At 37.2% G+C, this 21,065-nt stretch carries 20 protein-coding genes; 14 read left to right on the top strand and 6 right to left on the bottom strand.

Annotation, left to right across the window (positions count from 1 at the left end; all coding sequences use genetic code 11):
• The 5 genes from AT685_RS02330 to nadD form a co-directional block, all read left to right on the top strand.
• A partial coding sequence (locus tag AT685_RS02330) for a phosphoribosylanthranilate isomerase (protein ID WP_143713083.1) occupies positions 1-340 on the top strand: 340 nt, incomplete at its 5' end.
• On the top strand, positions 337-1,530 hold the full coding sequence (gene trpB, locus AT685_RS02325) for a tryptophan synthase subunit beta (protein WP_072151384.1): 1,194 nt from the start codon (positions 337-339) through the stop codon (positions 1,528-1,530). The genes AT685_RS02330 and trpB, both read left to right, overlap by 4 nt.
• Before the next feature lie 13 nt (positions 1,531-1,543).
• Positions 1,544-2,059 carry a hypothetical protein gene (locus tag AT685_RS02320; RefSeq protein ID WP_072150512.1) on the top strand — a complete coding sequence of 172 codons (516 nt, stop codon included), beginning with the start codon at positions 1,544-1,546 and terminating at the stop codon, positions 2,057-2,059.
• Between the two features lie 20 nt (positions 2,060-2,079).
• Positions 2,080-2,763, top strand: a complete 684-nt coding sequence (locus tag AT685_RS02315) for a hypothetical protein (protein ID WP_072150513.1) — start codon at positions 2,080-2,082, stop codon at positions 2,761-2,763.
• Complete coding sequence (gene nadD / locus AT685_RS02310; RefSeq protein ID WP_072150514.1) at positions 2,764-3,348, top strand: nicotinate-nucleotide adenylyltransferase; 585 nt, start codon at positions 2,764-2,766, stop codon at positions 3,346-3,348. It abuts the gene before it with no gap.
• A 1-nt stretch (position 3,349) separates the two neighbouring features.
• Here the strand turns inward: nadD and AT685_RS02305 are convergent, their stop codons facing one another.
• The 5 genes from AT685_RS02305 to AT685_RS02285 form a co-directional block, all read right to left on the bottom strand.
• Positions 3,350-4,870 (bottom strand): FG-GAP repeat domain-containing protein, encoded by a 1,521-nt coding sequence (locus AT685_RS02305; protein ID WP_072151383.1) that lies wholly within the window; start codon positions 4,868-4,870, stop codon positions 3,350-3,352.
• Positions 4,867-5,643 (bottom strand): class I SAM-dependent methyltransferase, encoded by a 777-nt coding sequence (locus AT685_RS02300; RefSeq protein WP_081040541.1) that lies wholly within the window; start codon positions 5,641-5,643, stop codon positions 4,867-4,869. Before AT685_RS02300 ends, AT685_RS02305 begins: the two co-directional genes overlap by 4 nt.
• On the bottom strand, positions 5,640-7,121 hold the full coding sequence (locus tag AT685_RS02295) for a B12-binding domain-containing radical SAM protein (RefSeq protein WP_072150508.1): 1,482 nt from the start codon (positions 7,119-7,121) through the stop codon (positions 5,640-5,642). Before AT685_RS02295 ends, AT685_RS02300 begins: the two co-directional genes overlap by 4 nt.
• A 103-nt stretch (positions 7,122-7,224) precedes the next feature.
• On the bottom strand, positions 7,225-8,271 hold the full coding sequence (locus AT685_RS02290) for a 6-phosphofructokinase (protein ID WP_072150507.1): 1,047 nt from the start codon (positions 8,269-8,271) through the stop codon (positions 7,225-7,227).
• Between the two features lie 20 nt (positions 8,272-8,291).
• Positions 8,292-8,639, bottom strand: a complete 348-nt coding sequence (locus AT685_RS02285) for a TlpA family protein disulfide reductase (protein WP_143713082.1) — start codon at positions 8,637-8,639, stop codon at positions 8,292-8,294.
• Between the two features lie 235 nt (positions 8,640-8,874).
• On the opposite strand from AT685_RS02285, the gene lipB reads away from it, so the two are divergent.
• From lipB to AT685_RS02245, 8 genes are all read left to right on the top strand, one after another.
• A complete protein-coding gene (lipB, locus tag AT685_RS02280) occupies positions 8,875-9,567 on the top strand; it encodes a lipoyl(octanoyl) transferase LipB (protein ID WP_072151380.1) in 693 nt (230 codons plus the stop codon).
• A 29-nt stretch (positions 9,568-9,596) separates the two neighbouring features.
• Entirely contained in the window at positions 9,597-11,669 is a 2,073-nt protein-coding gene (locus AT685_RS02275; RefSeq protein WP_072151379.1) for an alpha-ketoacid dehydrogenase subunit alpha/beta, read from the top strand.
• A gap of 92 nt (positions 11,670-11,761) precedes the next feature.
• Positions 11,762-12,394, top strand: a complete 633-nt coding sequence (locus AT685_RS02270) for a coiled-coil domain-containing protein (protein ID WP_234696214.1) — start codon at positions 11,762-11,764, stop codon at positions 12,392-12,394.
• A 21-nt stretch (positions 12,395-12,415) separates the two neighbouring features.
• Positions 12,416-13,708, top strand: a complete 1,293-nt coding sequence (locus AT685_RS02265) for a dihydrolipoamide acetyltransferase family protein (protein WP_072151378.1) — start codon at positions 12,416-12,418, stop codon at positions 13,706-13,708.
• 19 nt (positions 13,709-13,727) lie between these two features.
• A complete protein-coding gene (locus AT685_RS02260) occupies positions 13,728-14,924 on the top strand; it encodes a dipeptidase (protein ID WP_072151377.1) in 1,197 nt (398 codons plus the stop codon).
• Between the two features lie 28 nt (positions 14,925-14,952).
• Entirely contained in the window at positions 14,953-16,398 is a 1,446-nt protein-coding gene (locus AT685_RS02255) for an aminopeptidase P N-terminal domain-containing protein (RefSeq protein WP_072151376.1), read from the top strand.
• An 83-nt stretch (positions 16,399-16,481) separates the two neighbouring features.
• Complete coding sequence (locus AT685_RS02250) at positions 16,482-17,795, top strand: DUF4921 family protein (protein WP_072150157.1); 1,314 nt, start codon at positions 16,482-16,484, stop codon at positions 17,793-17,795.
• A gap of 40 nt (positions 17,796-17,835) precedes the next feature.
• On the top strand, positions 17,836-19,131 hold the full coding sequence (locus AT685_RS02245; protein ID WP_072151375.1) for a radical SAM family protein: 1,296 nt from the start codon (positions 17,836-17,838) through the stop codon (positions 19,129-19,131).
• Positions 19,132-19,619: 488 nt separating this feature from the next.
• Here AT685_RS02245 and nfi read toward each other — a convergent pair whose 3' ends face one another.
• Positions 19,620-20,345, bottom strand: coding sequence for an endonuclease V (gene nfi / locus AT685_RS02240; protein ID WP_072151374.1), 726 nt, complete (start codon positions 20,343-20,345; stop codon positions 19,620-19,622).
• A 55-nt stretch (positions 20,346-20,400) separates the two neighbouring features.
• Between nfi and AT685_RS02235 the strand changes: the two genes are divergently transcribed.
• On the top strand, positions 20,401-21,065 hold a 665-nt coding region (locus AT685_RS02235), incomplete at its 3' end, for a M28 family peptidase (RefSeq protein WP_072151373.1).

The following is a 21,065-nucleotide window of genomic DNA, read 5'->3' as shown; positions in this document are numbered from 1 at the left end:
AGAAATTATCCCGGTTATGAAGTCTTTTAAGGTCAGTGAAAATTTTTCAAGTGATATTTTAAAAAATTTCGCTGTTGATTTTGTCCATCTTGACTCATTTTTAAACGGGGAATATGGTGGCACTGGGAAAACATTTAACTGGGATATGGTTGCTGGATTAAGCGATCAGTGGAAAATTATTTTATCTGGTGGATTAGATGCTGATAATGTTAGGGAGGCGATTTTAAAAGTTAAACCTTACGGTGTTGATGTTTCCTCGGGTGTTGAGGAATATCCCGGGAAGAAAAGTTTTGAGAAGGTCAAATCTTTTATTGAAAACGCAAAGAGTGTTAAATTATGAAATCACAACTTCCTGACCCGAGAGGTTACTTTGGGATTTACGGCGGTAAATTTGTGCCGGAGACATTAATTCCAGCTGTTGAAGAGCTTGAGAGATGGTATTTGAGACTTAGAAATGATGAGGGTTTTCAAAAGGAGCTTAATTACTATTTGAGATATTACGCAGGTCGTCCAACTCCGCTTTACTATGCGCGCAGATTAAGTGAGTATCTTGGTGGAGCGAAAATTTATCTTAAGCGTGAAGATCTGTGTCATACAGGGGCTCATAAAATAAACAACACAATTGGTCAGGCATTGCTTGCCAAAAGAATGGGGAAGCGTAGAATAATCGCTGAAACTGGAGCTGGTCAGCATGGCGTTGCGGTTGCAACAGTTTGCGCCTTGTTTGATTTTAAATGTGTGATTTATATGGGTGAAGAAGATATGAGAAGACAAGAAATGAATGTTTTTAGGATGAAATTGCTTGGCGCGGAGGTAAAACCTGTCTCTTCGGGGAGCAAAACTTTGAAGGAAGCTATAAACGAGGCAATTCGTGATTGGGTTACAAATGTTAGAACAACTTTTTACATGATCGGTTCTGTTGTTGGAATGCACCCTTATCCTATGATAGTCAGGGATTTCCAAAGCGTCATAGGGAAGGAAACAAAAGAGCAGATTCTTGAAGTTGAAGGGAGGTTGCCTGATGTTATAATTGCATGTGTTGGGGGTGGAAGCAACGCTATTGGAATTTTTTATCCATTTATTGAGGATGTCCCAAATGTTAAACTAATAGGTGTTGAAGCTGGAGGAAAAGGGCTTGAAACTGGATTACATTCTGCTTCTTTAACCGCGGGAAAACCTGGAGTTTTGCACGGAGCGATGCAATATCTTCTTCAAGATGAAGATGGTCAAATACTTAACACGCACTCAATCTCCGCAGGGCTTGATTACCCCGGTGTTGGACCTGAACATTCTTATCTTAAGGATGCTGGTATTGTTGAATATACCGTTGCAACGGATGATGAAGTCGTTGAGGCATTTTATCTTTTATCAAAGCTTGAGGGTATAATCCCAGCTCTTGAAAGCTCACATGCTGTAGCCCATGCTATAAAAATTGCCCCTAAAATGAGGAAAAGTGAAATTATAATCGTAAATTTATCGGGTCGTGGAGATAAAGACCTTGGGATAGTGATGAGATACTTCAATAAGTAATAAGGAATCAAAGATGGAAACAATATCTGGACTTTTATACAAAGAGGAGCAAGCATTTCCAGCGTGGTTTTATCTTTTGTTCTTCCTTTGGATTCCATTTGTTATCCTCGTTTTTGTTGTTAACCCGGAGCTTCAAGAAAGAAGTGAATTAGTCCTCGCAATTCTTGTGGCATCTCTATTTGAGATTTTACTTATCGGCTTTATAGGTAAGATTACCGTTCTTGTGAAGTGGAATGAGCTTGTGGTGAAAATTGGTTTTTTCGGTAAAACAGTAACAAAGATTAAAAAAGTTGAAATTAAAAATGTTCGTGTGGTTAATGAAAAATTGTGGAAGAAATACGGTGGATGGGGAATAAAAGCGAACTTTGGGGTGATTGCTTATGTTTATTCAAATGGTGGTGGAGTTGAGATTGAATTAGGGGAAGATTACTATAGAAAGGGTTTGTCTAAACTTATGAAGTTTCAAAAACTCATACTCTCAAGCAAAAATCCAGAACGCCTTGCGAATGCTATAATGTCAATGAGTTAAAAAATAAAGCGACCTTTGCCATGTTTCAAGCGGAGAAGGCACTTATAATTTTGCCAGCGAAGTTAGATAGTTTAAAGGTTGATGATAGTTTTTCTTTTGATGAGAAACTTGAGATTTATAAGGCACTGCTTCACGACACAACCGATTATTATGTTCAGAAAAGCCGAAACACAAATGTTTATGTTTATTTTCCTGATTATGAAACTTGTGATCTTTTAATTCAAGTTTTTCCACTTCGTGTAAAGGCGTCTATCTTTGAAGGTAATGGCAATATCTATTTTGAAAGCATAGCCAGAGCATTTAAAGATGAGCGCAGGTTTGTTGTGTTGCTTGAGATTTCAAGTTTTATTTATCCGGTTCCATGGATAAACAATGCTTATGAGGTCATGACGCATAAATATGATGTAATTGTTACATCAATTTACAAGGATAATCCCAATAAATTGATAGGCTTGAAAAAGTTGCATGAAAAGTTTTTGTTAGGTCTTGAGAATGAATGTGATGAACTTAACATATTAAGGCTGGCAAGTGAGATTGATGTTCTCTATGTTCCTTTGAAAAGGCTTGATTATGCGTTTGATGTTGAGTCGTTGAAGAGAGTTTTTTCACAGGTGATAAGTTCGGTCAAGAGTGATGAGTTTAAAAGAACCAGATCGGCAATTTTAAATCTTTTAAAGAAAAGAAAAATAACCGTTTTTGATTGAATGAGGGTAGGGATTTTTGGCGGGACATTTAATCCGCCACATATTGGTCATTTAATTGTTGCGGAATTTATAAGGGAGGAAGCCAAACTTAACAAAATTATTTTCGTTCCCTGCGCAATCCCACCGCACAAACAAAATCAGGGATATCTATCGCAAATCGCAAGCCCGCACCACAGATTTGAAATGGTTAAAATAGCGGTAAAGAATAACCCTTTTTTTGAAGTTTCTGACATTGAGATAAAACGTGGCGGGGTTTCTTATACAGTTGAAACAGTAAGTTACTTTGTTGAGAGGTTTCCAACTTACACTTTCTATCTTCTCATCGGGGCTGATCAATTCAGGGAACTTCACACTTGGAAAGATCCAGATGAAATTGTTAAAAGGGTTCGTCTTATTGTTTTCAATCGCTATGGCTATGCTATCCCAGAGTCTAAATTTTCACAATTTGCGGATTTTATCACAATACCAAATATAGATGTCTCGGCGTCAGCAATAAGAAGCAGGGTGAGGTCTGGAAAATCAATAAGATATCTTGTTCCAGCCGAAGTTGAAGAATATATTTATGCAAAAGGTCTATATAGATGAATCAAACAGATATAAAAAATCTAAACCCCTTCTCTGGAAACCTGATGAATTGCCCTTGCCAGGTTTCAATTATGAGAAAATATCTTACAAATGAAAATTTTTTTAATGGGGGAAATCGTGCGATGAAACTTTCGCCGTCACCAAACAATGGCGATGGAAACCAGTTTCCATTTTTTTCAAAATACGTTATGCCCTTTTTTAATCCGGATATTTCCAACTCGATTTTCAACTCCCATAATTTTATCTTACCCTTTTTTCCTCTCACAATTTTAAGGCTTTTAACGGGTTTTTCAATCTTAATTTCTTGAAATTCCACAATGTTAATTCTCTGTTCTAACAAATTCTCGTTTTGCTTTAGTTCTTCGTGAGGGGTGAAATTTTTATTGAAGAAACCATTTTTATCGTTGCCTCTAAAATTATTCCATTCTGATTTTTTACCTTTAGTGGGCAGGATCAAGATATCTCCATCCATGGTGCATATAATTATTTCAATTAATCCATCTCCATCAATATCCGCTGCAATTGGTGATGATACGATTGATGAGGCGATTTTCTTTTTAAAATTAACTTTTTCCGAAAGAATCCATAAGTTTCCAAAGTAATCACAAGCAATTATTTCTTGTATCTCATTTCCGTCTATATCGGCAACAATTGGGGATGCCCAGAAGATTGTTTTTATGTCACGGGAAAAATTTTTTAAACCGTCAACTGTAAAAATATACACTGAACCTGAACAAACTATGAATTCCAAGTTATCATCGTTATCAACATCGCATATAGCAGGTGAGGATACTGTAAAACTTTTCAATTTAACAGGAAAGGGTTGGATGTTGAAGCCTTTTTCATTTAGTAGATTAATGGAGTTTGAAATAGATATGATTTCAGGTTTTCCATCCGCATTTAAATCACAAACAGCAGGGGATGACCAGATTATGTGGTTTAAATTCGTTTTCCATTTGCATTTGAGATTTTTTCCGTCAATCCTGTAAAGATTTTCATCCCATGAGCCGATCACAATATCAAATGAACCATCATCGTTGGGAAATAAAGCGGGTGAAGAAGATACAAATCCGTTCGTTTGAAAGTGATTTGCATTTAAAATTTCTCCATCATCATTTAACTTAATTATGTAGACTCTGCCATCATCTGAGCCGAATATTACTTCTGCAAATCCGTCAAGGTCAATGTCGTAAATAATTGGTGAGCTAAAAATATCACCGTGAGTTTTGAATTTAAACGAGCGTTTTATATCATCAAGGATAAAAAAGTAAAGGTTATCGTCATCTGAGCCTGTGATTAAAATTTTATTTTTACTGATTTTACTTTTGAATATAGCTGGTGTGGAAGCGCAAGGTTTTTGAGTTTCAAGGGTGAGGATGGGTTTTTGGGTGGATTTTAAATCAAAGATGTAAATTTTATCTGCCGTTATGATCAATTCATCTTCACCGTCTTCATTTATATCGTAAGCAACGGGGCTTGCAGTTATGGGAAAGTTTATGTTGAATTTAATTTCATTTTTCATATCCTTTCGAATATGACGATAATTCTCTCGCCAAGATAGTTGAAGGGGAAACGATGATTGATGAGATTTTCAAGTTTTTGGAGCAATTTAAATAATTTTTCGGGCAATCGTTCTTGAGGTTTTAAGTAAGCAGGCGGAAGCAAAAACGGTAGGGCATAAACTTTCTTTATGACAAAATAACTTTTGGAAAACCTTTTTATATCATTCAATGAGTAAAACCTTGCGATAACATCGTATTCTTTACCATTAAGTGTGATGTGTCCCCATCCATTTAATCGTTTTTTCAGATAATTAGTTATTCCAAACAGGAAAAAGAGGAAATCTCCCCAATACCAGCGATTTATAAACGAAGCGATGAAAAGCGAACCTGGCTTAAGAATTGAGTGAAGCTTTTGAAAGAATGAAGATACATTTGTCATGCAATTTATAACACCGAAAGATGAATAAGCGCCGTCAAATTTAATTTTGAATGAATCAATGTATTCAGCAGGTAGATTTATTACTTGTGCGTTTGAGCCAACCTTCGTCTTGGCGACTTTTAGCATTTCAAATGATACATCTGTGAGAACAACTTTACAACCGTGTTTTATCATTTCTTTAGCTTCAATCCCAGTTCCACAGCCAATTTCAATGAGGGTTTGACCAGGACGGAAATATGTTTTGAGAATGTTTAAATTCGTATTCCTTAGATATTCTTCGTGTCTTCTATTCTCGTCGTAAATAGGGGCATATAAATCCCAGAAAAATTTATGTTTTATAATCTCTTCCATCATCTTCCCTCGGCTGGTTGAAATTGAATTACATTTGATCTTGAAGCTTTTGCAAGTAAATTAACGATTGCTTTTGAAAGGATAAGTTCGGCTTTATTTTTTAATTTTTCAATTAACTTTGCCTTTTTCCCAGCTTTAAACCATGCATCTTTCCATTCCCTGTTGAACCATCTTATAACCCATCGGTAAAAAGTTGTGTTATACTTTTCACGCTTGAACAGAAGTTTATTTTCAGCAGTGTAATCCCAATCAAGCATCCATTCTTGTGAATCAAACATCAACCTATCACGAACTTGCTCATAAAATTTTGTCCCAGGCAGAGGATAAGCAATTGTTGTGCTGAATTCGTCTGGCAATGTTTCTCTTAAAATTTTAGCGGTTAACTTTAAATCTTCAATATCTTCTCCTGGATAACCCACCATCATGAAGAAATATGTCTTGATTCCAAATTTTTTGCAAAGTTCAGATGCCTTATAGATTTGTTGTATGGTTATTCCTTTTTCCATTGCGTCAAGAACTTTTTGAGAGCCTGACTCCACGCCAAGATAAATTTTCTCACAACCCATATCTTTTAATGCTTTCAGCATGTCTTCAGAGACAAGGTTTACTCGTGTAAGGCATTCAAAGGGTATAGTAGCGTTCCTATTTAATACTTCCTCACTCCATTTTAAAACCCAATTTTTTTGAACCCCCGTTATATCATCAACTACACGGATGAAATCTGGAGAGTAGGTTTCTTTTAAATGTTTCATTTCATCAGCGGAATTTTCAGGGGTTCGGATTCTATATTTTCTTCCGAAAACTGCCTTTTGACACCATGAACAATGATATGGACAACCTCTGCTGTTTATTATGGTGAGTGACCAATATCCATGCTTCTTTTTCCATGCCCTTCTGTAATCATCCATATCAACTAAGTCTCTTGCTGGGAATGGAATTGAGTCAAGGTCTTTGATAAGTTCCCTATGTCCCGTTGAAATTATATTCCCATTTTCATCTCTTAACCTCAAGCCGGCAATTTCCCTGATATCATCCGGGTGATCACTCCTTTTAAAATAGAAATTTGCAAGTTCCAGCATTGTAATTTCACCTTCATCAAATACAACAGCATCAACAGGGAAAGAGTTATTTGTCCCTTTGTAAAGAAGATATCTTTCTGGCAAGGCTGTTGGATCTGGACCCCCGAGGATAACTTTTGCGCCATATCTGTGAGCTATATCTGCAATTATCAAAGCGTTTCTTCGTATCGTTATTAAAGATGTGATCCCAACAATTTTTGGTTTCTTTTTTCGCATATAGTCTTCAAATTCATCAAAATCCTTTCTAAATGTACAATCAAACAATTCAACTTCATAACCGTTGTTCCTCAAGACCGAGGCAAGATACATTAATCCAAGAGGAAAATAAGGGGTCATAATTTTTTTCTCAACGGGGTCTTTCTCAATAAAGAGGGGATTAACTAAAGTTATATCTATAGCCATTGATGATTTTTCAGTTTTAATTTTAAAAGTAAATAAGTTTGCTTATTTCTCTTTGTAGTAAAAAGCCGACGGATTGAACAGTTTTAATGGTGAAAACTTTTAATTAACCGAAGAAGACCTCTGCTATTTCAAACAATTCAGGATTAACTGTTTTCAATCCTCCCACGACTTCATAAAGTTCAACTTCTGTAATTTCGTTTCCTTGAAGAGCCGTCATAACCCCGAATCTTCCCTCATTTATCAATTCAATAGCTTTTACACCAAATCTTGTTGCAAGTATTCTATCAAAAGCAGTTGGTGAGCCACCTCGCTGTATATGTCCAAGGATTGTTGCTCTTGCTTCCATCCCTGTTCTTTTTTCAATTTGGTCTGCTACGAGGTTCCCAATTCCACCAAGGCGAACATGCCCGAACTCATCAACTCTTAAATCTTGGACGATAAGTGTTCCATCTTTATCAACCTGTTCTTCAACTTTGAATTTTGCTCCTTCAGCCACAACGACTATGCTGAAATTTTTCCCGCGGGCGTGTCTTTTCTCAATTATTTTGCATACCTGATCAATGTCAAACGGTTTTTCAGGTATTAAAATTACATCTGCCCCACCGGCAAGCCCCGAATATAATGCGATCCACCCTGTGTGACGACCCATAACTTCAACAACTGCAACGCGGTTGTGGCTTTCTGCGGTTGTATGTACTCTATCAATTGCTTCCATAGCAATGTTGACGGCGGTATCAAACCCGATTGAATAATCTGTTCCCCTTACATCGTTATCAATTGTTTTTGGTATTCCAACCACATTTACCCCTGCTTTGTAAAGTTTATAAGCAACGCTTAAGGTGTCTTCACCACCGATTGCAACGAGTGCATCAATTTTTTCTTTTTCAAGGTTCTCAAGAATTTTTTTCTCGCCATCCGAGTGTTTATATGGATTGGTTCTTGATGTCCCGAGTATTGTTCCACCTCTTGGTAAAATTCCAGATATATTGTTAAGGTCAAGTGGAATAATGTCAAGGCTCATTAATCCTTTCCATCCATTTTTAATTCCAACCACTTGGTGACCAGAGGCAAGGGCTTTGCGAACTACAGACCTTATAGCTGCGTTCAAACCTGGGCAATCTCCACCCCCTGTTAAGATTCCAATTTTCATTTTTGAATTCACCTCCTAAGTTAGATAATTTCTTTTAATTTGATTTCAAGTTTTTGATATTCTTCAGGCTTTGTAATTCTCATAATCGGGTTTCCTTCTTTATCAAACAAAATTACAACTGGAACATCAAGTATCAGATAACTTTCGGCTATTTTGTAATCTTTGATCACATTAAAATTTAAAACCTTAACACTACCCTTAAAATCGTTTTTCATTTTATCAATGATTGAACTCATCGCTTTACAGGATGAATTATCAATCCAGAAAAAGACAACTGTTGGTTTTCCGTTTATGAACTCAGGCAAAAGTTTCTTTTTTCTCTGGCTTATATTGGCTATAAACCAAATCCCAGCAACAAAAATGAACATAGAAACAATTATTAGCAAAGCGCTTATCAATTTTAAGGCAAAATTTGTTCTCAAAATTATTAACTAAAGCAAAACTATTTTCGTTTCAAAATTATAAAACTACGAGTTTATAGTCAAGAAAAATTTGAATTGTTTTGCGGAGTCTGGCAAGTTTCCTTATCGCGCCTGATAATTTGAATTTTGTTTAAATGGTTAAGTTTATTAATTTTTAATCAAAATTTTTCCAAGTGAAAATATGAGATCGGAGGCAATTTTTATAGATATCCCCGGATCTTCAAGTTATGAAGAGGTTTGGAGGTTGCAGAAGCAATTTCATAAGATGAGAGTAAAGGAGATCTTGAGTGATATTTTGCTCTTCACTGAACATGAGCATATCTACACAATAGGGAAAGCTGGGGATGAACGGGATTTAAAAATTAGCGAAGAACTATTAAAACATCTTGGAGTGAAAGTTCTTAAAATTGATCGCGGTGGAAAGATAACCTATCACGGACCGGGACAAATTGTTGGGTATCCAATCTTTCATCTGGAAAAAATGAAGATTGATATTCACACCTATTTAAGAAGAATTGAGGAAGTTATAATTTTAACACTATCTGACTTTGGGATAAAAGGACAAAGGAAGAATGGTTTGACAGGTGTTTGGGTCGGGGATGAGAAAATTGCGTCAATAGGAATCAAAGTAAGTCAGTGGGTTACGATGCATGGATTTGCTTTAAATGTTAATACTGATTTGAGGTATTTTGACTTTATTTTTCCATGTGGGTTAAAGGATGTTAGCATGACATCAATGAAAAAATTGCTTGGGCGGGAGGTTGATATGAGTGAGGTGAAAAAAAGTTTAAAAGAAAAATTTGAGACTGTTTTTTCATTAAAATTTGTTCAAAGTTGTTTAGAAATCTTTGAAAAGAAAATGGAAATTTTTTAAAATAAGGGAAAACAAAAAGAGAATTAACCATGCCAAAGAATTTGACCAAACAGGTCAATCGTGGTAGTGAATTTGAAACGGGGCTTGAATCTGTTGTTGAAATAAAGCCTGATGTGTTGGTTCAGGCATTGAAGTCAATGTATGTAGCAAGACAGATAGATAATAAAGCGATGACTCTTTTAAAGCAAGGAAAGGTTTTCTTTCATATTGGTGTATCCGGACATGAGGCAATCCAAGTGGCAAGTGCAATGAACTTTCGCCCTGGATATGATTGGTTTTATCCTTACTATAGAGATTGGGCATTTGTTTATCAACTTGGGGTTACGCTTGAGGAACTTTTTTATAGTGTTTTTGGCAGAGCAAATTGCCCTGCAACAGGTGGGAGGCAAATGCCAGCTCATTTTGGAAAGAAAGAATTGAGGATTATTACGCAATCAAGTCCGACGGGAACGCAGTATCTTCAGGCGGTTGGAACAGCAATGGGGTGTGTGAGGGATGGGACAGATGAGGTTGTTTATGTTTCGGGTGGAGATGGTTCAACAAGTGAAGGTGAATTTCATGAAGCGTTGAACTGGGCAAGCAAGGATAAATTGCCCGTCATCTTCGTTATTCAAAATAACAAATATGCTATATCTGTGCCAATATACGAGCAAACGGCTGGCGCATCAGTTGCGAAAATTGGGCAAGGATTTTTTGGGCTTGAAGTTTATGAAATTGATGGAACTGATTTCGTTCAAAGTTATCAAACTGTTAAAAAAGCAGTGGAAAGAGCCCGTGCTGGACTCGGTCCTACAATGATAGTTGCAAATGTAGTAAGATTAATTCCACATTCATCTTCGGATGATCATAGAAAATATAGAACCCCTGAAGAGCTTGAGCAGGAAAGATCAAGTGACCCAATTTTGAAGATGGAAAGTCTCTTGTTGAAAGAGGGGATTTTGACAAGAGAAGAAATAGATGGAATTTATTCAGAGCTTGATGCAGAAATTGATAAGGCAATTGAAGTTGCTGAGAAGAAACCCTACGCAAGTTCTGATACGGTAATGCTTCATGTTTATGCTCATGAGGATACAAGAAAGTTAAATTATGAGGCTACAATTCCATCTGGAAAGCCAATAGTTATGGTTGATGCGATAAATCATGCACTGCATGAGGAGATGGAGCTAAACCCCAAAATGGTGGTATATGGTGAAGATATTGCTGATCCCAAAGGTGGTGTTTTCACAGCAACGAAAGGATTAACAACGAAGTTTGGCAAAGATAGAGCTTTTAATTCACCGCTTGCTGAAGCAAGTATCGTTGGAACCGCAATTGGACTTGCGGTGAAAGGATATAAACCTGTTGTTGAAATTCAGTTTGGTGATTACATTTGGCCTGCGATGACTCAGATAAGGGATGAACTTGCTACATTTAGATATAGATCAAATGGTGGCTGGTCGGCGCCAGTTGTGATAAGGGTTCCTGTTGGCGGATACATTCACGGTGGGCATTATCATAGTCAAAACATTGAAGGATTTTTCGCTCATCTTCCGGGAATTTTCATTGCTTACCCATCAAATGCAGCTGATGCAAAAGGACTTTTGAAAACTGCATGTCGTATTGAAGACCCGGTTCTTTTCCTTGAACATAAAGCACTCTATCGCTCTCCTCAAGCAATGTCCCCTGAGCCAGATAAAGATTATTTATTACCCTTCGGTAAGGCTCAAATTAAGAAAGTTGGTAAGGATGCAACAATTGTAACTTGGGGATTGATGGTTTATAAATCGCTTGAAGCGGTGAAAATTGTTGAACAAAAATACGGTGTTGAGATTGAAGTAATTGATATTAGAACAATAAATCCACTTGATAAAGAGACGATTTTAAATTCTGTTAAGAAGACAAGCAAGGTTTTAATAGTTCATGAAGATACATTGACAGCCGGGTTCGGGGCTGAAATTTCTGCAATCATAGCAGAAGAAGCATTTGAATATCTTGATAGTCCAATTAAAAGAGTTGCAGGTCTTGATATTCCTGGAATTCCCTATGCACCAACGCTTGAAGATGCAGCTCTTCCTCAAACCAGTTGGATTGTTAGAGCTCTTGAAGAATTGATAAGATATTAAAAAATTAACATGGTGATTTTAAATGCTGGTTATAACTATTCCAAAACCACTGAGAAAAGCTTGGTGATAAAGCTTCAGATTCACTTGTTGAGTTGTTAAATAAAGTTTATCAAACGACAAGAGAAGATATAGTTGAGGTATCGCTTGATAAGTTTGAGAAGAAACTTGTATCTGAAACCTCGCAATTAGATAAGAAAATTACAGGTGAAATTTTGCGCCTGGAACAAAGGTTAATTGAGGAAGTAACAAGATTAGAACAAAAGATAGCTGAGACAGAGGCAAAATTAGATAAGAGGATAACAGAGGAGGTGACCAGGTTGGAGCAGAAGATAGCCGAGACAGAGATGAAGTTAGATAAGAGGATAACAGAGGAGGTAGCCAGGCTTGAGCAGAAGATAGCCGAGACAGAGGCGAAGTTAGATAAGAGGATAACAGAGGAGGTGACCAGGCTTGAGCAGAAGATAGCTGAGACAGAGGCGAAATTAGATAAGAGGATAACAGAGGAGGTGACCAGGCTTGAGCAGAAGATAGCCGAGACAGAGGCGAAGTTAGATAAGAGGATAACAGAGGAGGTAGCCAGGCTGGAGCAGAAGATAACTGATGAGGTATCAAAGTTGCGAGTTGAAATGGCGAGTTATCATGCACGGCTTATACGATGGATGTTTATTTTTTGGATTGGACAAATAGGAGCTTTAATTGGGATTTTGCTTGCTTTTTTCAAATGAAAACAAAATTTCGGAGATAAAATGAAGGTGGAAGTCATAATGCCAAAGATGGGGGAAAGCTTACAAGAGGGAACAATACTCAAATGGCATAAAAAACCAGGAGATAGGGTTAAAAGAGATGAAATTTTGCTTGAGATAAGCACTGACAAGGTTGATACCGAAATACCTTCGCCTGCGGATGGAATTTTAACCGAAATTTTATATAAAGAAAATGAAACAATCCCCGTCGGCACTGTAATTGCATATATAGAAACGGAAATATCTGAAGTTGAAGTAAAAACAGGAGAAAGAAAGGAAGAAATTAAAGTAGAGGGGGGAAGGGAAATCAAAAGAGGTGAGGAATTCCCAAGTTTTATTTCTGAAGAAATTCCAGTTAAAACGAAAAGATTTTATTCGCCTGTCGTCAGAGAGATTGCAAGGCGTGAGGGAATCTCACTTGAGGAGCTTGAGAAGATACCCGGCACAGGTTATGGTGGAAGGTTAACAAAAAATGACTTATTAAATTACATTGAAGCAAAAAGGAAAAAAGTTGGAGTTAGACCAGCGGTCGTTGAGGAGGTGGAAGAGATAAAACCGCCAGTGGCAAAGCCAGAATTTTACCCAGAGGGAAAAGTTGAGATAATTGAGATGAGCCATGTTGTTAAAGCAATGGCTGAACATATGCTAAGAAGTGTGAAAACATCTCCACATGTTTCTGCGATTTCTGAATGTGATATGACGGAGATCATGAACTTTATTGATAGGTATGCAGATGAATTTCAAAAAAGGGAAGGATTTAAACTCACTCTTACACCATTTATCGTTGATGCAGTCGTTAAAGCTTTAAAGGAGTTTCCGCTTATAAATAGCAGTGTTGAGGGTGATAAGATAATTGTAAAGAAATATATAAACATTGGAATTGCGGTTGCAACGGATTATGGTTTAATAGTTCCAGTAGTTAAAAATGCTGATGAAAAAAACTTTATTGGACTCGCAAGATCTGTCAATGAGATCGTCATGAAGGCGAGAAATAAAAAGTTAACACCTGATGACATCCAAGGTGGAACATTTAGCATCACAAATTATGGGGTTTTTGGAAATATCATTGGAACTCCAATCATAAATCAACCACAGGTTGCGATTCTTGGTGTTGGTGCTGTTAAAAAGCGTCCTGTAGTTATAACAAAAGATGGGGTTGATTATATCGCAATTCGCTCAATGGCATTTTTAACGCTTTCGTTTGACCATAGAATCATTGATGGAGCACTTGGAGGTAGGTTTCTTGAAAGGGTCGTCTATTATCTTGAAAATTTTGACTTCAAAGGGATAATCTAAACAAAAATCTGAAAAGAAAATGAGAAGGTTTTTATTAAGTTTGTTAATTGTGTTTTCATTTGCCTGTGCGCAGAAGGAGAACCAGGATAATAAAAAAGTTGATTATTTAAAACTTCATTATGATGCAATAGTTGCAGATACTCATAACGATGTTCTTTTGAGGGCGATGAATGGGGAGGATATAACAGTTGAAACGAGAAATGGGCATAGTGATCTTGTCAGGTTGAAAAAAGGTGGTGTTGATGTACAAGTTTTTGCTGTTTGGGTTGACCCAGTTGCGTTTGAAAAGAATGCTTTTAAAAGGGCAAATGATATGATTGACACATTATATTCAATTGTTAAAAGAAATAGCGATAAAATTGCTATTGTCGTAAATTCAGCAGAGCTTGAAAAGGCACTAAGTCAGGGTAAAATTTGTGCTGTAATAGGCGTTGAGGGCGGACACGCGATTGAAAACAGCATTGAAAAACTTGAACAGCTTTACAACCGTGGTGTAAGATATCTTGGGCTAACATGGAACAATAGCACCGATTGGGCAAGCTCTGGATATGATGAGACAACGAATCCGAGCAAATTGAAGATAATAGGTTTAAGTGAATTTGGGAAAAAAGTTATTGAGAAGATGAACGAACTTGGGATGATAGTTGATGTTTCTCATCTCGGGGAACAAGCTTTTTGGGAAGTTATAAAAACGACAAAAAAACCAGTTATAGCATCTCATTCAAGCGTTTATAATCTCTGTCCGCATTACAGAAATTTGAAAGACGAACAAATCAAGGCAATTGCGCAGACAGGTGGAGTTATTTTTGTTAATTTCTATGCGGAGTATATTGATTCAACATTTACCACAAAGCGAACAGAACTTGAGAAGAAATACAAAGCGCAATTTGATTCAATAAGAGTTCTGTACGAGCATAATCAGCAGGCGTATCGTAGAGCAAGGCGTCAACTTATGTTAAAAATATCCGAAGAATTGCGACCACCTCTTGATGTTTTAATTGACCATATTGATTACATTGCTAAGCTTGTTGGAGTTGATCATGTAGGGCTTGGCTCTGATTTTGATGGGATAAGCATCACCCCGCTTGAAATGGATGATGTCACATTTCTTCCCAACATAACTAAAAAACTCCTTGAGAGAGGATATTCAATTGAAGATGTTAGGAAGATTCTCGGTGGGAATTTTATGAGGGTTTTCAAACAGGTATGCGGTTGAAAGGTTTAAAACAAAAATTTGGGGAAAAATGAGAACTTTAAAAATTTTACTTTTAACTTTATTTGCTGTTTCTCTATCTCTTTCACAGGATTATGATTTGCTTCCACCTTCTTTTTTCAAGGCAAACAGAGAGGAACTGATGAAGCAAATTGGTAATGAAGCGATCGCAATTTTTTATTCAAATTCTTTAAAAACACGCTCAAATGATGTTGAATACAGATTTAAACAAGATAACAATTTCTTTTATCTGACGGGACTTGAAGAGCCAGATGCGGTGCTCGTTCTTGTTCCTGTTGGTTTTGCTCCTTCGGTTTTAAAGCTTGCCACGAGAGCTACGGGGAAATACTACGATGTTACGCTTGATACCATAAAATCGGATTTCAAAATTCGCGAAGTTTTGTTTTTAAAGGAGCGAGACTCTCTTCGTGAGGTATGGACGGGGCGAACGCTTGGAACAAAAGGAGCTATGGAAAAACTTGGAATTCAGCTTGCTTTACCGATTGAGGAGTTTAAAAATGTTATACGGTCAATAATTTTTAGTTCAAGAGCGAAAACAATTTATTTCCCATATCCCGCTGGATGTTTTGAGGGGACATTGAAAGATATTATAGAAGTACTTGAATCTATAGTGAGCTCACAGCGAGGTAGATTACAATTTGCCGACCCTTCGTTTATCCTTGCCAAAATGAGAATGGTTAAAAAACCGGAGGAAATAAAACTTATTCAAAAAGCAGTGGATATAACCGTCAAAGCACACCGTCAGGTTATGATGTCGTGTGAGCCGGGGATGTATGAATATGAAATTCAAGCGATAGCTGAATATGTTTTTACAAAACTTGGTGCTGAATATCCAGCCTTTCCATCAATAATTGCTTCTGGTGAAAATTCAGTTATACTTCATTATAGTTCAAACCGTAAGAAAATCGGCGATGGAGATTTAATTGTGGTTGATATCGGGGCTGAATATCACAACTATTGTGCAGATGTAACGAGAACAATTCCTGCAAGTGGAAGATTTACACCAGAGCAAAGGGAGGTATATGAAATTGTTCTCAAAGCGCAGGAAGAAACAATAAAATTAGTTCGCCCTGGGGTTAGCTTTATTGACCTTCAATTAAAGGCGACTGAAATCATTGCCGAAGGTTTGCTAAAGCTTGGAATCATCAAAGATAAAAATGAAGCACGAAAATATTTTATGCATGGTGTGACGCACCATCTTGGTCTTGATGTCCATGATGTCGGGGTTCCGGGAAACCTTGAACCCGGGATGGTTATAACAATTGAGCCAGGAATTTATATACCAGCCGGGGCTGATTGCGATCCCAGGTATTGGAACATTGGAGTTAGAATTGAAGATGACATTCTGGTTACTAAGGATGGTTATGCTGTCCTTTCATCTGGGGCACCGAAAACTATTGATGAAATAGAGCGATTAATGAAGAGAAGAGGAATAGGAAATGAACCTATTGATTGATTTACAATAATTTTCTGGCTTGCTTTTTTGAATTTTGTGGTTTATATTTGAGTGCATTTTGAAAAATAAAATCTCTGCTTATAATGAAACCGCTTTATTTGATAATGCCAGATGGAACAGTAAAACAGATTAACCCATTCACGGAGAGCGAGGTTTGGTCGGTGCCTGGGAGAAATAATAAACCGATAACAAATGAAATCCCCGAAACAGCTAAACCACTTGAAGTCCATCAACCCGAGGATTATTGTTCCTTTTGCCAGAAAAGGTATTATGAGGTTCCCCCCGAAAAATCACGACTTGTGAAATTACCTGATGGAAGTTATAAACGAATAGATTATCTCCCACCTGATAGATATTTTGAAAGTGTGGCTGAGTTTAGAAGGGTCGGAAATCTTTTTGAAATTGTTACGCTTGATTACTGGAGAAAAAATTATGAATATAAATTCACCAAAGAAAAGGAAGAATGGAAAAAATCATATCTTGAAAATCCTGCTGGGCTCAAGCATGTGCTTGAACTAATTAATTATAAGTTGCGAATGATGGGAAAAACGCCTGATGAGATAAACTCAATATCGGCGGATGAAAAATTGAAACTTTCGGATAGTTTTTTTGGTGGTTGTCATGAACTTATCATTGCAAAACGGCATTATATTGAATCTGCGAAGTGGACAAGTGACTTGTGCTCATCTGGGGAGTTGACGCAAGAGGAACATTATTACTACTTCAAATTTACAATTGATGCGATGGTTGATATAATGAACTCAAATCGTTATGTCAGATATATTGCTGTTTTCCAAAACTGGCTCAGACCTGCTGGCGCTTCATTTGACCATCTCCATAAACAACTTGTTGGTCTTGATGATTGGGGTGCAACGATAGAAAGGCAAATAGCTATGGTGAGGGAAAATCCAAATGTTTATAACGAATATGCTGTGAATTTTGCTGGGTATCATAATCTTGTTTTTGCTGAAAACGAAAATGCTGTCGCTTTTGCTGGATTTGGTCATCGTTTCCCAACCATTGCTATTTATTCAAAATCAAAAGCAGGGAGACCATTTGAATTGAGCGAAAAGGAACTTCGTGATATGAGTGATCTTGTCCACGCTATCCATGCTGCAATGGGAAATCAAATTCCATGCAACGAGGAATGGTATTATACACCTTTTGACTCAGTTTACAAAATGCCATGGCATGTGCTGATAAAATGGAGGATAAATGTCCCAGCTGGCTTTGAGGGTGGAACAAACATTTATATAAATCCAATCACACCAGTTGAGCTAAGAGATAAACTTGTCCCGCGATTGTTTGAGTTGAGAGACAAGGGTAAAATTTCAAATCTTTTAATTGCCGAAGAGTGTAAAGTTGAACCAAATCCGTTGAAATATTATTTACATTGATGGCGCTTACGAGAATTTAAAATTTTTTGATTTTAAGCTCATGGCTTTAAAGCGAGTTCCTAATCTTGTTTATAGTGATGGGAAGGGGAATATCTATGATGTGCCAGATATTGAGATGGCAGGGCGAACAGGAACTGATTTTGTTAGAATAAATCCCGAAGATTTGATCGTGCTTCCAGAGGGGAGTCAGCTATTTGAACTTCCAGGACGAAGACCCGTTGGATTTGATAGAAAAACTGGGGAAATTGTTACATTTGAAGAAGGCTGGGCTGTTGCTGCTTTCATTGCTCCAGCTCATACACAGTTATTTTTATCATCTTATAAGAAAGAAAATAAAGCACCAATACTTCCACTTTTCGCTTACACCGCTGTTGGATGGCTTAATGGCAAATTTTATGTTCCAGCTGTTAGAGTTGACCCAGATAAAAGACAGGATTGCGATCAATTTGACCATAATCTTGTTATAAAGAATGTTAAAAGAAAATTAAAACAGCATCCTCAAAACCGTCTTATTCATCATCTTGGTGAAAATTGCGCTTTGAGATATCTTTGTCCTGCTGCAAGAAATTATTTCCTTGGTAGGTGGGAAGCACCAATCCCAACTTCCCCGGGATGTAATGCGAACTGTATTGGCTGTATATCTTATCAACCCGAAGAAAGCGGTATCCCAAGCACACAAAATAGGTTAACATTTATCCCAACTGTTGAAGAAATTCTTGAAGTTGCAGTCCCACATCTTGAAAACGCACCGCGAGCCGTTGTCAGCTTTGGTCAAGGTTGTGAAGGAGAACCACTCCTTGTGTGGGAAATAATCAGAGATGCGATAAAAGAAATAAGAAAGAAAACAAAGAAAGGGATTATTAACATCAACACAAATGCAAGCAAGCCAGAGGCAATTGAAGAACTATGTAAGGCTGGATTAAATAGCATACGTGTCAGCATGAATAGCGTAATCCCAGAAATTTACAATAGATATTACAGACCGAACAATTACACATTTAACGATGTGCTTGAATCAATAAAAACTGCAAGAAAATTTAATTGTTGGGTTTCAATAAACTATTTCGTTTTCCCTGGATTGACTGATTGGGTGGAGGAATATCAGATGTTGAGGAATTTTATAAGAGAAACAAACATATCAATGATACAATGGCGCAATTTTAATATAGATCCCGATTGGTATATTGAGTTAATTGGAGTTGATGGGGGTGCTGAAAAACTTGGAGTTAAAAATGTTATGAAGCTTTTAAAGGATGAATTCCCTCATCTTGCTTATGGATATTTTAACCCACCGCTTGAGGTTATAAGAAAGTATCTATTAACTCACCCCCTTTGATTCCCCCTCTCTAAGTTCTTTTAGAGAGGGGAAGGGTTGAGGAAATTTTCAACTCACCCCCTTTAAGTTTCCCCCTCTCTAAATTCTTAGAGAGGGGGGCAGGGGGGTGAGTCAATCTTTTTCCCTCTTTAAATTTTTAGAGAGTGGGATAGGGGGTGAGTCAATCACTTAGCACGCTTGTGCTCTCTGGCCAACGGCACTTGCCTTGTCATTGCGAGGGAACATAGTCCCTGAAGCAATCTCTATTTCAACTCACCCCCTTTAAGTTCCCCCTCTCTAAATTTTTAGAGAGTGGGACACAGGGGGTGAGTCAATCTTTTCCCTTCTCTAAATTTTTAGAGAGGGGGGCAGGGGGGTGAGTCAATCTTTTTCCCTCTTTAAATTTTTAGAGAGTGGGATAGGGGGTGAGTCAATCTTTTACTTCCTCTCCAAATTTTTAGAGAAAGGTCAGGGGTGGATCAATCTTTTAGCAAGTTTTGCTTTACAATTTAAGAAAATAAGCTATCTTGTTCTGGTTTTGTTCTCGTTCCAGGTTTTATTTCACCACGACGAAGTGCATTTACAAGCATATGTGCTTGTCGTGTTGGTTCTGGGATTCTATAACCACGAATGCTTTGCATGATTATCTCTATTGATTCATCAAGTGTGATTTTATGTCCGATTGAAACGAATACAGGCTGGACATTATCTCTTGTTCGCAAAGCAACCCCGATGATTTCTCCTGAGTCATAAAGATATGAGTAACTCCCAGCTTTTTCATCCGGTTCTTTATACTTTCCAACCAATAAGCTTTTTGCACATCCAATTGTTGGTTTATCAATTAACACTCCAAAATGTGAAGCTATCCCAAATCTTCTCGGATGAGCTATTCCTTGTCCGTCAATAATGACCACATCAGGGATGATTTTTATCTTTTCCCATGCTTTGATTAATGCTGGCGATTCTCTGAATGAGAGAAGTCCGGGGATATATGGGAAATTCACTTCTGTTATTAAAAGCGACCGATCAACCTCTACAAGTTCGGGGAATTTTAAAACCACTATCCCAGCATAAACGGTATTTGAGCCTTTGTCAAAAGAAATATCCGCGCCCGCTATGTAACGAATTTGACTTTGTAAATTTTCAATCTTTACAAGGTTTCTCATCTCGTTTTGTATTTTTATAGCTTCTTCTGGTGATACATCCCAGGAATGTAAAACTCTGTAATTTGCCATTTGGAAATTGATTTTTTAATTTACATCTGTCATTTGAATAAAAGCACAGGATAAAATGCACAGAGCTCTACTTTTAATTTTGCTAATTTTTATCTTAAGTTGCAACTCTCAAAAGGAGGAGCAAAATTCAAAACCCGAGCCAAAAGGCGATGTTAATACTGTATACATTCCTGATTTTAATGAGAATTCAGCTTTTGAATACCTAAAAAAGCAGGTCTCTTTTGGTCCACGAGTTCCAAATTCTAATGCACATGAGGAGTGCAAGAATTTTCTCATCAATGAAATTTCAAAATATGCCGATGCTGTAAATGTGCAAGAATTTACACATTCATACCTGGGGAAAAATTTTAAGCTTTCAAACATAATCGCCTCGTTTAATTTAAAATCTGGCTTCAGAATACTGTTATGTGCTCATTGGGATTCAAGACCGTATGCAGATGAAGAAAGAGAAGCGTCAAAGAGAATTCAACCTGTTCCTGGGGCAAATGATGGAGCAAGTGGTGTCGCTGTTTTACTTGAAATTGCCCGAATTTTGAAAGACAATCCAGCGCCGATAGGAGTAGATATTGTTTTCTTTGATGGTGAGGATTTGGGAATTGCCGGGGACCTTGACAATTTTTGCATAGGTTCAAAATATTTCGCAAAAAATAAACCTGTAAATTATCTTCCGCAATTTGGGATTTTGCTTGATATGGTTGGGGATAAAGAACTTCAAATCTT

It is taken from the genome of Candidatus Kryptobacter tengchongensis (assembly GCF_001458555.1).
In the GTDB taxonomy this organism is placed as follows: Bacteria; Bacteroidota; Ignavibacteria; order Kryptoniales; family Kryptoniaceae; genus Kryptonium; species Kryptonium tengchongense.
The sequence above is the reverse complement of the archived record's forward strand: the minus strand, read 5'-3'. Positions and strand labels throughout refer to the sequence as shown.